Source organism: Rhodoferax sp. GW821-FHT10B06, assembly GCF_059415605.1.
The window spans coordinates 20,370-32,804 of the sequence record NZ_JBWKNO010000023.1 but is presented as its reverse complement, the minus strand read 5'-3'; the positions used below and the strand labels follow the sequence as shown (position 1 = coordinate 32,804).

The 12,435-nt window shown below is 63.1% G+C and carries 13 protein-coding genes; 2 read left to right on the top strand and 11 right to left on the bottom strand.

The window, feature by feature from the left end; translation table 11 throughout:
• Nucleotides 1-5: 5 nt before the first annotated feature.
• The 6 genes from AC07O2_RS24020 to AC07O2_RS23995 form a co-directional block, all read right to left on the bottom strand.
• The gene (locus AC07O2_RS24020; RefSeq protein ID WP_495234686.1) at nt 6-1,406 is read right to left on the bottom strand and encodes an MFS transporter; all 1,401 of its coding nucleotides are present in this window, start codon (nt 1,404-1,406) and stop codon (nt 6-8) included.
• 43 nt (nt 1,407-1,449) lie between these two features.
• Nucleotides 1,450-2,247, bottom strand: coding sequence for a BPSS1780 family membrane protein (locus AC07O2_RS24015; protein WP_495234685.1), 798 nt, complete (start codon nt 2,245-2,247; stop codon nt 1,450-1,452).
• Nucleotides 2,248-2,264: 17 nt separating this feature from the next.
• Complete coding sequence (locus AC07O2_RS24010; protein WP_495234684.1) at nt 2,265-3,227, bottom strand: homoserine kinase; 963 nt, start codon at nt 3,225-3,227, stop codon at nt 2,265-2,267.
• Between the two features lie 3 nt (nt 3,228-3,230).
• On the bottom strand, nt 3,231-3,506 hold the full coding sequence (locus AC07O2_RS24005) for a hypothetical protein (RefSeq protein WP_495234683.1): 276 nt from the start codon (nt 3,504-3,506) through the stop codon (nt 3,231-3,233).
• Between the two features lie 90 nt (nt 3,507-3,596).
• Nucleotides 3,597-3,947, bottom strand: coding sequence for a GlpM family protein (locus AC07O2_RS24000; RefSeq protein WP_495096012.1), 351 nt, complete (start codon nt 3,945-3,947; stop codon nt 3,597-3,599).
• A gap of 8 nt (nt 3,948-3,955) precedes the next feature.
• Nucleotides 3,956-6,376 (bottom strand): penicillin-binding protein 1A, encoded by a 2,421-nt coding sequence (locus tag AC07O2_RS23995; protein WP_495234682.1) that lies wholly within the window; start codon nt 6,374-6,376, stop codon nt 3,956-3,958.
• A 584-nt stretch (nt 6,377-6,960) separates the two neighbouring features.
• Here AC07O2_RS23995 and AC07O2_RS23990 point away from each other — a divergent pair.
• Nucleotides 6,961-8,361 carry an MFS transporter gene (locus tag AC07O2_RS23990; RefSeq protein ID WP_495234681.1) on the top strand — a complete coding sequence of 467 codons (1,401 nt, stop codon included), beginning with the start codon at nt 6,961-6,963 and terminating at the stop codon, nt 8,359-8,361.
• A gap of 104 nt (nt 8,362-8,465) precedes the next feature.
• On the top strand, nt 8,466-9,356 hold the full coding sequence (locus AC07O2_RS23985) for a DMT family transporter (protein WP_495234680.1): 891 nt from the start codon (nt 8,466-8,468) through the stop codon (nt 9,354-9,356).
• Nucleotides 9,357-9,433: 77 nt separating this feature from the next.
• Here the strand turns inward: AC07O2_RS23985 and AC07O2_RS23980 are convergent, their stop codons facing one another.
• The 5 genes from AC07O2_RS23980 to AC07O2_RS23960 form a co-directional block, all read right to left on the bottom strand.
• Nucleotides 9,434-9,685 (bottom strand): hypothetical protein, encoded by a 252-nt coding sequence (locus tag AC07O2_RS23980; protein WP_495234679.1) that lies wholly within the window; start codon nt 9,683-9,685, stop codon nt 9,434-9,436.
• A 94-nt stretch (nt 9,686-9,779) separates the two neighbouring features.
• Nucleotides 9,780-10,220 (bottom strand): nuclear transport factor 2 family protein, encoded by a 441-nt coding sequence (locus AC07O2_RS23975; protein ID WP_495096007.1) that lies wholly within the window; start codon nt 10,218-10,220, stop codon nt 9,780-9,782.
• 526 nt (nt 10,221-10,746) lie between these two features.
• Nucleotides 10,747-11,172 (bottom strand): type II secretion system major pseudopilin GspG, encoded by a 426-nt coding sequence (gene gspG, locus AC07O2_RS23970; protein ID WP_495096006.1) that lies wholly within the window; start codon nt 11,170-11,172, stop codon nt 10,747-10,749.
• 14 nt (nt 11,173-11,186) lie between these two features.
• Nucleotides 11,187-11,945, bottom strand: a complete 759-nt coding sequence (gene gspN / locus AC07O2_RS23965; RefSeq protein ID WP_495234678.1) for a type II secretion system protein N — start codon at nt 11,943-11,945, stop codon at nt 11,187-11,189.
• Nucleotides 11,942-12,433 (bottom strand): type II secretion system protein M, encoded by a 492-nt coding sequence (locus AC07O2_RS23960; RefSeq protein WP_495096004.1) that lies wholly within the window; start codon nt 12,431-12,433, stop codon nt 11,942-11,944. Before AC07O2_RS23960 ends, gspN begins: the two co-directional genes overlap by 4 nt.
• Nucleotides 12,434-12,435: the final 2 nt, after the last annotated feature.

The window sequence follows — 12,435 nt, the reverse complement described above, 5'->3', positions numbered from 1 at the left end:
GCGGCTCAGGCCTTGCCGCTGACCTCGTGGCCTGCATTTGGCGCCAGCCGCAGGGACCATGCGGCGGCCACGGCCATCAGCGCCGCACCGGCCAGCTGGGCGTGCTGGAAGTCGGCCAAGCCCAGGGCCGCCGCGCCGCGCAGCTGCTGGAACATGGCCAGGGCTAGCGCGGCAAAAGCCACGCCCAGCGTGGCAGCCACCTGCGCCGACATGGCAGACAGGGTGCTGGCACCGGCGCGATGTTCGGCGTGGATGTCGGCAAAGGCCAGCGTGGACACCGTGGTGAAGTGCATGGAGCGGGTCATGCCGGCGATGAACAGCACCGGGTAGACCAGGGCCATGGGCTGGCCTGGCGCCAACAGGCCGCAGGCCGCCATGGCCGCTGCGCACATGGCGCCATTCACCGTCAAAACCCGGCGAAAGCCGAAGCGGCGCAGCACCGGCGTGGTGGCGCTTTTCATCACCAGGTTGCCGCCCATATAGACCAAGATCATCAGCCCGGCCTGGAAGGCGTTCAATCCAAAACCGATCTGGAACATCAGCGGCAGCAGAAAGGGCGTGGCGTTGATGGCGATGCGCGCCAGCATGCCGGCGGTGAGTATGCTGATGGCAAAGCTGGGTACGCCCACGGCGCGCAGGTCCAGCATGGGCGTGGGGTGGCGCAGCGCATGGCGCACGGCCAGCACCCCGGCGACACCAGCGCAGCCCAGCCACAGCAGGGCGACCTGGGCCGAGCCTTGCGCCTCACCCAGCAGCGCCAGGCCATGCACCAGCCCTGCCAGCGCCACAGCGGTACACACAAAGCCATACAGGTCGAAGGGTGTGCGTTGGGCGGTTTCATTCGGCACATAGCGCAGCACCAGCCAGATGCCGCCCAGGCCCAGCGGCAGGTTGATCAAGAAGATCCAATGCCAGGACGCATAGGTGGCGATCAGCCCGCCCAGCGGCGGCCCCAGCACCGGGCCTATCAGCCCCGGCCAGGTGATCAGGCCCAGGGCTTCGATCAACCTGGCTTTGGGCGTGCTGCGCAGCACCACCAAGCGGCCCACTGGCGACATGAAGGCGGCGGCCATGCCCTGCAGCGTGCGCGCGGCAATGAAGCTCCACAGATTGGGGCTGAGCGCGCACAGCAGGGACGACAGGGTGAATAGAGCGATCGCCCCGGCAAACAGTTTGCGCGTACCAAAGCGGTCGCTGGCCCAGCCGGCGGTGGGAACAAACACGGCCAGCGCCACCAAGTAGGCCGAGATGCTCAGGCTCAGGCTTAGCGTGCTGGTGTGGAAGCCGGTGGCGATGGCCGGCAGCGCGGTGGTGACGATGGTGCTGTCCAGCGTCTCCATGAAGAAGGCTGTCGCCACGATCAGAGGGATGCGGCGGGAAAATGCAGGTGCTGCTGCGCTAGGCATAGATGAAAAGTGCCGCTAGCGCAGGTAGAGTCTGCGCTGGCAGCTATGGTTTTGGTAGCTCTTCCAGGACTTCGTCGGCTTCGAAACTGTCGCGAAAGCTGAAGTACACCGAACACATGAACATGCTGGTGGTCAGCAGGCTGACGGCGTAGGTGCCCATGGCCAGCACTTCGGCCGAGTTCAGCAGCAGCGCCAGGATCTGCACCACGATGCCTTCGGCCATGACCACCGCGAACCAGGCCAGGCCGAACACCACATACGCGCCCTTGTTGCGCCAGCAGCCCACCAGGCTGAAGAACAGGCTTTTCACCGGCGTGATGCCATGCCAGTGCGTCAGCGCCGGCGCGTGCCAGAAGGCCAGCGACAAAGGCAGATGCAAGAGCATGAACAGGAAGATGCCGCGCGGCAGCTCCATGCCCGATGCGCTGCCGGCCGCTTCGTCCTGCGGGCCGTGCAGAAAGAACATGCGGGCGAATTCGCCGCCGTCTGCCAACGCGGTCAGGGCCACGATCACGCAGAACCAGAAGGTGTAAATCAGGCCCAGCACCAGCAGGGGCTTGGTGCTGGCCTGCGGGCCGCGCAGGCCGGTGAGCAGCACCGTGGGCATGGGGAAGCTGCCCTGGCTGGCGCGCTGGGCGGCCGCCATCAGGCCCAGGCCCAGCGTGGGCAGCAGCATCAGCGACACTACGCTGCCCAATAGGGGCACCAGGTTCAGTACCGACAGCGTGGCCATGAACAGGAAGAACAGGCCGGTCAGCGCCAGCGGCTGTTTGAAGAACACCTGTATGCCCAGCCGCACCCACACAATGCCAGTGCGTGCCGAGACAATTTTGAGTTTCATGGAGAGCTTCGCGGGGGTCAGAGCGTGATGGGATGGGCCACGCGTTCGCGCAGAACACGTTCGAAATGGCCGGGATCGTGAGGCTTCAGGATGTCGGCTTCACGCGGCAGATGCCAGTCCCACAGGCGCGAGATCCAGAAGCGCAGTGCGCCGGCGCGCAGCATGGCGGGCAGCAGCTGGCGCTCGGCGGCGGCCAGCGGGCGCACGGCACAGTAGGCGTCCAGAAAGGCCAGGCAGCGTGCCGCGTCATTGGCGCCTGTGGCCAGGTCGATGCACCAGTCGTTCAGGCACACGGCCAGGTCGAACAGCCAGGTATCGGTGCCGGCGAAATAAAAGTCGAAGAAGCCGCTGAGCTGCGGGCTGCCGTCCACCGTGTCGAACATCACGTTGTCGCGGAACAGGTCGGCGTGGATGGGGCCGCGCGGCAGGGCTGCATAGGCGCTGGATTCGGCGATGTGGTTCTGGTAGGCGAGCTCGCTTTGCAGCAACTGGGCCTGGGTTGGTTCCAGGTGCGGCATGACCACTGGCGCGGTCTCGTTCCACCAGGGTAGGCCGCGCAGATTGGGTTGCTCCATGTCGAAGTCGCGGCCAGCCAGGTGCATGCGCGCCAGCATGTCGCCCACGGCGGTGCAGTGCTGCACGCCCGGCGCCAGTTCGCTCTTGCCGCGCAGCTTGCTCACGACCGAGGCGGGCTTTTTCTTGACGGTGTGGAGGATGCTGCCGGCCTTCGTGGCCACCGGGTCGGGCACCGGGATGCCGCGCTGGGCCAGGTGCTTCATCAGGTGCAGGTAGAACGGCAGTTGTTCGAAGCTCAGGCGTTCGAACAGAGTGAGCACGAATTCGCCGCTCTCGGTGGTGACGAAGTAGTTGGTGTTCTCGATGCCGCCTTCGATGCCGCGCAGTGCGCTTACATCACCCAGATCCAGTTGGCGCGCCAGGGCCTGTGCCTCTTTCAGCGAGACTTTCGTGTACACCGCCATGGCTTAGAAGCTGATCAGTTTCCAGACACGCTGACCCACGCTGCCAGAGCCGCCATCGCGCTCGTCCAGCCGGCGGTTGCGTGCACCGTTGGCCGGCACCACTTCATAGGCGGGCATGCCGTTGCTGGGCTGGACACTGATGTTTTGCGTTTCACCGCCTACGCGCAGTTCGTTGACGCGGGCGCCGGAGTCAATGACTTCGATGTGCTCAATGCGCTGATCGATAGGAGGGGCGGGGGCAGCAGGTACTGCAGCCCAGGCGGAAGACAGTCTCAGCAACAGGCTAAGCAAGGCAAGGGGGAGGGATAGAAGGGCGCGCATGCACACGATTGTAGGTGTATGCGCCAATGCCGATAGGCCAGCGTGGTGTTATTGACCCACGGGATAGAGCCTGGACCAGGCCAGCATCAGCAGCGTGGCCGCCAGCGCCCAACTGGCCGTGGCCGACAGCAGGGTGGTGGTCAGCGTGCAGCGCAGGCTCAGGGCGTAGACGGTCAGCAGATACACGGCGTAGGGCAGCAAGGACCACAGACCGAACAAGGCGGTGGTGCGCAGGTCGGCCATCGAGCGTTCGCTGCCCACGATGGCATGGGCGATCAGAGCGAAGGTGGGAAACAGCGGCACCAGCCCGGCCACCACAAAATTCTTGGAGCGCGACAGCAGTGCAATCGCCAGCACCGCCAGCGCGCCCAGTAGGCATTTCAGAAACAACGACAACATGGATTCGCTCAGTGTCTTATGGGGGCTGCAGGCGCTGTGGGGAAAGCGGGCGCTGCAGGCGCCGCTGGCGCCACAGGTTGCGCGGCCGGCGCGGGGACGGCCATGCTGGCGTCTGCTGGAGGCTCGTCAAAACCTATGCGTACTAGCTCGCCGTTTTCCGGCGGCTCGGTGTAGGTCCAGTCGTTCAGTGCGTCGCGCATCACGCTCGGCGGCGGGGCGAATGGCGCCACCGGCACGCCCTTGAGCGCGCGGCTCATGTAGTCGATCCAGATAGGCAGCGACAGGCTGGCGCCAAAGGCATTGCTGCCCAGGCTGCGCGGCTTGTCATAGCCCATCCACACCACGGTAGCCAGGGTGGGTTGGAAGCCGGCGAACCAGGCGTCCACCGCGTCGTTGGTGGTGCCGGTCTTGCCGTACAGGTCGGGGCGCTTCAGCGTGGACTGGGCCTTGGCGGCGGTGCCGATGCTGGTGACGCTTTGCAACAGGCTGTTGGTGATGTAGGCATTGCGCTCGGGCAGCACGCGGTCTTCGTCGGTCAGCGCGGGGGCGGGCGGGGCTTCGAACAGCAGCTTGCCCTGGGCGTCGGTGATGCGCTCAATTACCACCGGTGGCAGCAGATGCCCACCGTTGGCGAACACCGAATAGGCCGAGGCCAGTTGCAGCGGCGTGGTGCTGCCGGCGCCCAGCGCCAGCGTCAGGTTGTCCGGCTGTTTGTCGATCTCAAAGCCGAAGCGACCGGCCCATTCACGGGCCGGCTGCACGCCCAGGAACTGCAGCAGCCGGATGCTGACCAGGTTGCGCGACTGGGCCAAGCCCTGGCGCAGGCTGACCGGGCCGAGGAACTGGCCGTCGTCGTTCTGCGGGTTCCAGGCCGGTGTGCCATTGGCGGCGGCAACGTTCAGCGGCGAGTCGTTCACCAGGGTGGACGGCATCACGCCCTTGTCGATACCGGCGGAGTAGATGAAGGGCTTGAAGCTGGAGCCGGGCTGGCGCCAGCCCTGGGTCACGTGGTTGAACTGCTGGTCGGAGAAGTCGAATCCACCCACCAGGGCGCGCACCCGGCCAGTCTGCGGTGTCAGCGATACCAGGGCGCTTTGCACCTCGGGCCATTGCGACACGGCCCAGTAGCCGCCGCCCTTGCCGTCCAGGTGTTGCACGCGGATGATGGCGCCACGGCGCAGCGCCAGCGGGGCCTGGGCCTTGGCGCTCAGCGCGGGCTGGGCCCAGCGCAGGCCATCGCCCTGGATGTGCAGCGTCTCACCTGTGGCCAGGCGGGCCACCACTTCTTGCGGACTGGCCTGCAGCACGATGGCCACGCGCAGGTCTTCGTCGTCGCTGTAGTCCTTCAGTGCCTGGGCTGCGGCGGCGTCTTCTTCGGTGGCGTCGGCCGGGGCGGGCGGCAGGTCTTCGTTTTCTTCGGGGCCACGGTAGGCCTGCTTGCGGTCAAAGGCCAGCACACCCTTGCGCAGTGCCTGGTAGGCGGCCTGCTGGTCGGCGGCGATCAGCGAGGTATAGACCTTGATGCCCTGCGAATAGGCCTGCTGGCCATAGCGCTCGAACACGGCCTGGCGCGCCATCTCGGCCACGTACTCGGCATGTACCGGTACCTGCAGCGGCGAGCGGATTACCAGCTTTTGCTTGGTGGCGGCATCGAACTGGGCCTGGTCGATCACGCCCACGCTGAGCATGCGGCCCAGCACCAGCTGCTGGCGCCGCGTGGCGCGTTCCATATTGCTGATGGGGTTGGCGAAGGCCGGGTTCTGCGGCAGGCCGGCCAGCATGGCGACCTCGGCAACGGACAGCTCGGGCAGGGTCTTGCCGAAGTACACCTGGGCGGCGGCGCTGAAGCCGTAGGCCCGGTGGCCCAGGTAGATCTGGTTCATGTACAGCTCCAGGATCTCGTCCTTGCTCAGGCTGTGCTCGATCTTGATGGCCAGCATGGCTTCTTTCAGCTTGCGCTCGGCCGTCTTGCGGTTGCTCAGAAAGAAGTTGCGCGCCACCTGCTGGGTGATGGTGGACGCGCCCTGGCGTCGCCCGCCAGTCAGGTTGGACACCACGGCGCGCAGCACGCCTATGGGGTCGATGCCGCTGTGCTCGCGAAAGCGCGCGTCTTCCACCGCCAGCAGGGCGTCCTGCATCAGCTTGGGGATTTGGGCGATGGGCAGGAAGTCACGCCGCTCGGAGCCGAACTGGGCAATCTCCACGTTGTCGCTGGTGTAGACCTGCATGGCCTGCTGCGGCTGGTAGCTGGTTACCTTGTCCAACGGCGGCAGGCCGGGGTAGTACCAGACGGCTGCAATGGCTAGCACCAGTGTGCCGATCACGCCCAGGCCCAGGCAGACCCATATGGCGGTAAGCCAGAGCTTGCCGGATTGGGCGCGGGACGGTACGGGATGGGAGGAAGAAAAAGAGGAGGGGATTGGGGTCATGTCAGCTATGGCGCTGGTGCCGGTTGGGGCGCGGGCTTGGGCGCGCTGAATGCGGGTAGTGGACGTTCTGTCGCGTGGGCGAGGGGGCTGGCATCGGAGTGGCGGCGGGCCCTGCAAAGATCGGGCAAGTTAATGGGGCGGCTCCCGGTTCGGTCGTCGCGGAGCTTAGCGGCTGGCTGTGAAGGGAGTGTAAAGCGGGGTGTCGGGCCCCATGCAAGCATTTGTAATGCTATTGAATTAGTAGCTGCTTACGCAGATAAATTCTGCGCTGAAGCGGTATTTTTTATAAAAATAGAACCAAGTCATATGCCGGCACGCGATGCACTGCGGGATGGAAGGGCCTGCGTTGATATGCTAGGGCTTACCCCAGTTGTGAGCGATTAGTGAACGTCTTGGTTTGATAATCGCGCGAATGGATCGTCTGCTGTATGGCGATTTGCCCTTGGTGACACTACATTCTGCTCCGCACCGCGGCCAGGTCTGGCCGCTAACGGACCATCTGAACGCTGGCGCGACCGCACCCTCCGCCCTCTGTCCGGCATGAGCCGCTTGCAGAACAACGTTCACCCACCCAGGAGACATGCATGAGCACCACCGCCGGCGATTCACGCGCCAAGCACCAGTCGAAGAAGGCCACAGCCAGTGGCTGGATCGGCTCGGCGCTGGAGTATTACGACTTCTTCATCTACGCCACCGCGGCGTCGCTGATCTTCCCGCAGATCTTTTTCCCGAAAGGCGACCCCACGACCGCCATCATCGCTTCGCTGGCCACCTATGGCGTGGGCTATGTGGCGCGCCCCATCGGGGCCTTCTTCTTGGGCCATTGGGGCGACACCCAGGGCCGCAAGAAAGTGCTGATCATCTGCATGTTCCTGATGGGCTTTTCCACCGTGGCCGTGGGCCTGCTGCCTACCTATGACCAGGTCGGTCTGTGGGCGCCTGCGCTGCTGGTGATCCTGCGCCTGATCCAGGGCTTTGCCGTGGCCGGGGAGATTTCGGGCGCCAGCTCGATGATTCTGGAGCACGCGCCCTTCGGGCGACGCGGCTTCTTCTCCAGCTTCACGCTGCAGGGCGTGCAGGCCGGCCAGATCCTGGCGGCGGCGGTGTTCCTGCCCTTGGCGCACTTCATGCCCACCGAGGCCTTCAATACCTGGGGCTGGCGCATACCTTTCATCCTGAGCTTCCTGGTCATCGTGGCCGGCTACATCATCCGCCGTGAAGTGGACGAAACCCCAGCCTTCGCCGAAGAAGGCGCCCACGGCACCGTGCCCAAGGCCCCGATGATCCAGGCCGTGACCGAGAGCTGGCGCGACATGCTGCGTGTGATGTGCTGCTCGCTGATGAACGTCATCCCGGTGGTGACCACCATCTTCGGCGCGGCCTATGCAGTGCAGCCTGGCTACGGCATTGGCTTTGAGAAAGACGTGTACCTGTGGATTCCGGTAATGGGCAATATCGTCGCCGTGCTGGTGATCCCTTTCGTGGGCAATCTGTCCGACAAGATCGGCCGCCGCCCGCCCATCATCATCGGTGCCCTGGGCTCGGGTCTGTTGTCCTTCGGCTACCTGTACGCCATCAGCGTGCACAACGTGCCACTGGCCATCGGCATGTCGCTGCTGATGTGGGGCGTGGTGTACCAGGGCTATAACGCCGTGTTCCCCAGCTTCTACCCCGAGATGTTCCCCACCCGCACCCGGGTGTCGGCCATGGCCATCTCGCAAAATCTGGGCACGCTGGTCACCGCCCTGCTGCCCGCGTTGTTCACCGCCGTAGCGCCCCCCGGCGCGATGAACATTCCGTTCACCATTGGCTCCATCACCTTGGCCGTGACGGTGATTGCCGCCATCGCTGCCTGGACCGCCCGCGAAACCTACCGCGTGCAGATGGTGGACCTGGGCAACCCCGACGCCGTGCCCGTGCCCAAGAAGGCTTACGACGTCGCCCGTGAAAAGCTGATCGCCGCTTCACAACAGGCGCACGCCTAGTTTTTAACCGGTCTCCTTTTAGCTGCCCGCGCAGATGTGGTCTGCGCCGGCAGCTATTTTTCTTATAGCTGGTTATCCTGCCGGTTTGGCTTTTTGTAGACCGCATGCTGAACCGCCCACTTCCCCTCCTGTTAATCACCGGCGCTCTGCTGGGCCTGGGCTTTCCTTTGGGCAAGCTGGCCGGTGCGGCCGGTATCGCGCCTATCGTCTGGTCCTGGATCATGGCCGTTGGCGCCGGCCTGGTTTTGCTGCTGGCCCTGTGGCTGGGCCGCGTGCGGCTGCCGCTGGACGCACGCCACCTGCGCTACTACCTGGTGACGGGCGCGGTATCCAACGCGCTGCCCAATCTGCTGGTGTTCAGCGCCATGCCGCATTTGGGCGCGGGCTTTATCTCCATCTTCTTCGCGTTTTCGCCCATCCTGACCCTGGTGTTGCACAGCCTGCTGCAGCGCCGGCGTCCCAGTGCCCTGGGCGCAGCGGGCATTGCCCTGGGCTTTGCCGGGGCCCTGGTCATCGTGCTGTCCAAGGGCCGCGTCGATACAGCCGGTGGCGGCGCGGCCCTGTGGTTGGCGCTGGCTTTTCTGATCCCCTTGCTGCTGGCCTGCGGCAATATCTACCGCACGCTGGCCTGGCCCGCCGGCACCAGCGGGCTGGCCCTGGCCGCGGGCACCAACCTGGGGGCTGGCGCTGTGTTGGGTGTGCTGTCCCTGCTGTGGACCGGTAGCCTGCCGCTGTCGAGCGCCCTGGCCGTACCCGGCCTGTTGCTGGCCCAGGTGGCCATCAGTGCGGCCATGTTCGCCGTGTTCTTCCGCCTGCAAAGCGTGGGCGGGCCGGTGTACCTGAGCCAGATCGGCTATGTGGCTGCCGCCGTGGGGCTGGGCACGGGCACCTTGGTACTGGGTGAGCACTATGGCCTGCTGACCTGGCTGGGGGCGGTGGTGGTGGCCGTGGGCGTACTGGTGACAACGCGGGCACAGCAGGGTGTGGGTAAGTAATTGCTATTGTTTTGGTAGCTGCTTGCGCAGGTTTTATATGCGCTACAGGCACTTTTGTTGAATACGGCTTCTGCCAGCTATGCCTGCCCGTCCCGGCTCAGCAACTCTGCCTGGAAGCGTTCCAGCTCTTCATCCAAAGTCCCGCGGCTGCGGAAATGGCGGTTGGCTTTGTCGTACCAGTACTCGGCATCCTCCAGATCACCTTCCTGGATGTGCAAGATGCCGTGCAGCCAGGCGGCCAGTTGCGAGTCGTCGGTCTGCACCAGGTTGTGGGCCTCGATCCAGCGACCCGAGCGCATATGCTCCAGGACTTGGTGAAGAATGGCCATTGCATGCTCCTTTGTGGGTGTTCTGTACACCATAGCTGCTTCCACGCACAGGGGCGAATAAACAGCCCGCTGTCATGTGCGTTGGGCCATCCCATTACTTTTGTGGATTGGAAAACATCGGGTTGCCGCTGGTGGTCTTCACGACTTCTTCCTGCAAAACGTCCCAGTGCTCCACGATCTTGCCATTTGCCAAACGGAAGATGTCTACGCCCACCATGGCTTTGGGGCCCATGCCGGTATAACGGCCGTGCACCATGACGAAGTCGCCTTCGGCCACCACCATGCCTGGTTCGTACTTGAAGTCTGGCCCCAGGCTGCCAATCCAGCCCTTGAGCACCTCGGAACCGTTGGGCACCGCCGGGTTGTGCTGGGTGTAGTTGGGCGACCAGTACTTGTCAATGACCGAAGCGTCATGCGTGATGAACAGCCCCTTCATGCCCGCAACCACGATCTCTTTGTTGGTTTGGGCAAAAGCACTGCTGGAGAAGATCGCCACAAGAGATGCTGCGGCGAAGAGGGTTTTAAAGGGTTTCATTTTGGGCTCCTATCGGGGTTGCTGCTGGTTAACTACTTAGCGCTTCATCTCGCCCTTGTTGACCTTGGCGCCGATGTCCAGGGACATGGCGCCAAGGTCACTTGTGGGTAAGTAACGCCCGGTGCGTTGGAGTGCAATGTAGTTTCTTAAATCGCGCAGATAAACCCGCGTAGTTGCACATTAATGTTGCGTGAATCGATCAGGTAGTGGGTTCACTAGCACCCATGTTCGCCCGACCTTTTCGCCGGGCAAGCGTAGGTGGCTGGTGCATCTGCGCTGGATCGGCTGCGTGGCCGCAGTCGCTCAAGGGTGGGGCGTGCTACTTTTTTTGTAGCTGTCTCCGCAGGTTTTATCTGCGCTACAAGGTGTTTTTGTATGGATACAGAGGTTGGAGAACTGCCAGAGCCACGGGCAATCTTTGGTTCTTTGGGGGATTTAATCGATTACCCCTGGGAGTTCGGAGGGCTGTTTCCGAATTCCCAGACTCAGCTTTCGTGAACAAAAATAACCCAGGAGGTATCAGCGCCTAGTGCATCCAGCTGCCTATATCGGCGTTGTATCCCTCTCCGCCAGTTTCGCCATCAGCCCCCAGGCTGAATACATCGATCTCTCCGTGCAAGCCTGGGGACCGGTATTGCAATTCATTGCCCCAGGCGTCTTTGGGCATTTGATCCATATACACGCGCCAGTTCGGTGGCACTTTGCCGCTGCTGGGCTTTTGAACCAAAGCCCCCAGGCCCTGGCTGCTGCTGGGAAAACTTCCGGCATCCAGTTTGTACAGATTCAAGGCCTGCACGGTGTCGGCAATTTGCTGCTTGGTTGCAGCGACCCGCGCATCATTCGGGCGGTCCATGATTTTAGGAATCACTAAAGCCCCCAGAATCCCCAGGATGGTGATGACCACCAGAATTTCGATCAGCGTGAAGCCGGTGTTTTTGCGAATGCGTGGCATGTGATGGTCCTTGCTCAAATATTCAGTTTGGAAACATTCAGGGTGTAGTGGCCAGGGGCTCCAGCAGCTTGCAAGTAAGCTCCAAGAAACCCCGGGAACTGGGCGGTCAACCCGGCATTGTCGATGAGCTCTCCGGTGAACTGGAATCCTTGTTGCACGGAGTGGCTACCCTGGCCGGAAATCATCAGAGGGCCGTCCTGGCTGGTGATTGAAAAGCTCACGCCGGAATTCTCGCTATGGCCTTTCAGCTCGAAAGTGCCCAGTTGCCCTTTTGGAACCAGGCTGGTCGCGGCGTTGAGCCATTCCATTTCAATCTGGGATATGCGGGTGGACTGCAGGTTGCCTTGCGCAGAAATCTGGCGAAAGTTCAAAAAGCCTTGCCAGTCACCTTTGTTCAGCATGCCGGGCAGCAGCGGTGTGACTTCCTTGGCCTCCACGCCCAGTCCTCGCAGGTTGACCTGCCAGCCGTACAAGCCCAGTTGTACTTGCCCGATGGACGAGCCATTGACCTTGATCTGGAACAGCAGGCCAGCGTTCTGGAATCCGTCCAGCCTCCATTCCAGAGGCGGCAGAGACAGCTGGCGCGGGTCTTTGCCGCGCATACCCGTAACTACCCCGCGTCCGTTCCACAGTGTGCCGTCGGCGTCGGCCAAATTCCACTCATGGTTGGTGGCTTGTTGCAGAACTGTGCCAATGAGGCTGGCTGGGGCCAGCCAGAGCATAAACACCACGGTTAGCAGGCAGGTGACGGCGATTTGACGGGAGCGCTTCACGGCTCGGTCCTCCACAGTTCCAACGTGGCCTGGATTTCAACCATGCCTTGTACATCTGCCCGGGTGACTTTTACCTTTTGCACAAGCATGCGCATGTCTTTCTGCACAAAGGCGAGCCAATCCACCCACTTGTCGAATGGCACCACGCCTTGCAAAGAGACCTGATTCTCGGAATCCAGGGGTTGGACGATTTCGGTGGGCAAGCCAAACTTGGTCAGTGCATCAGACACCGCCACTGAATACACCTGGTTGACGTTGCCGCCCGCTGTGGGAAGTTGTTTGAGCCGTTGCAACTCGTCGGCCTGGACGCGCATCGTGCCCAGGACTTTCAATTCAGTCGCCAGCTGGCTTTGGGCCCGTTCCTGGGCTGCGGCCAGCGCCGACCAGAACCAGACCAGCGCCACCACGGCCATGCCGAGCAGCCACGCCGTAAGCAGGCGCTGGTCCCGTCGGGATAGGCCTTTCCACCAGGATTGCAGTTGTTTCATGG

Bases quoted from the DNA above. Each gene is read 5' to 3' on its own strand.
- AC07O2_RS24020 (WP_495234686.1), bottom strand. From the start codon at position 1,406: ATGCCTAGCGCAGCAGCACCTGCATTTTCCCGCCGCATCCCTCTGATC.
- AC07O2_RS24015 (WP_495234685.1), bottom strand. From the start codon at position 2,247: ATGAAACTCAAAATTGTCTCGGCACGCACTGGCATTGTGTGGGTGCGG.
- AC07O2_RS24010 (WP_495234684.1), bottom strand. From the start codon at position 3,227: ATGGCGGTGTACACGAAAGTCTCGCTGAAAGAGGCACAGGCCCTGGCG.
- AC07O2_RS24000 (WP_495096012.1), bottom strand. From the start codon at position 3,947: ATGTTGTCGTTGTTTCTGAAATGCCTACTGGGCGCGCTGGCGGTGCTG.
- AC07O2_RS23995 (WP_495234682.1), bottom strand. From the start codon at position 6,376: ATGACCCCAATCCCCTCCTCTTTTTCTTCCTCCCATCCCGTACCGTCC.
- AC07O2_RS23990 (WP_495234681.1), top strand. From the start codon at position 6,961: ATGAGCACCACCGCCGGCGATTCACGCGCCAAGCACCAGTCGAAGAAG.
- AC07O2_RS23985 (WP_495234680.1), top strand. From the start codon at position 8,466: ATGCTGAACCGCCCACTTCCCCTCCTGTTAATCACCGGCGCTCTGCTG.
- AC07O2_RS23980 (WP_495234679.1), bottom strand. From the start codon at position 9,685: ATGGCCATTCTTCACCAAGTCCTGGAGCATATGCGCTCGGGTCGCTGG.
- AC07O2_RS23975 (WP_495096007.1), bottom strand. From the start codon at position 10,220: ATGAAACCCTTTAAAACCCTCTTCGCCGCAGCATCTCTTGTGGCGATC.
- gspG (WP_495096006.1), bottom strand. From the start codon at position 11,172: ATGCCACGCATTCGCAAAAACACCGGCTTCACGCTGATCGAAATTCTG.
- AC07O2_RS23960 (WP_495096004.1), bottom strand. From the start codon at position 12,433: ATGAAACAACTGCAATCCTGGTGGAAAGGCCTATCCCGACGGGACCAG.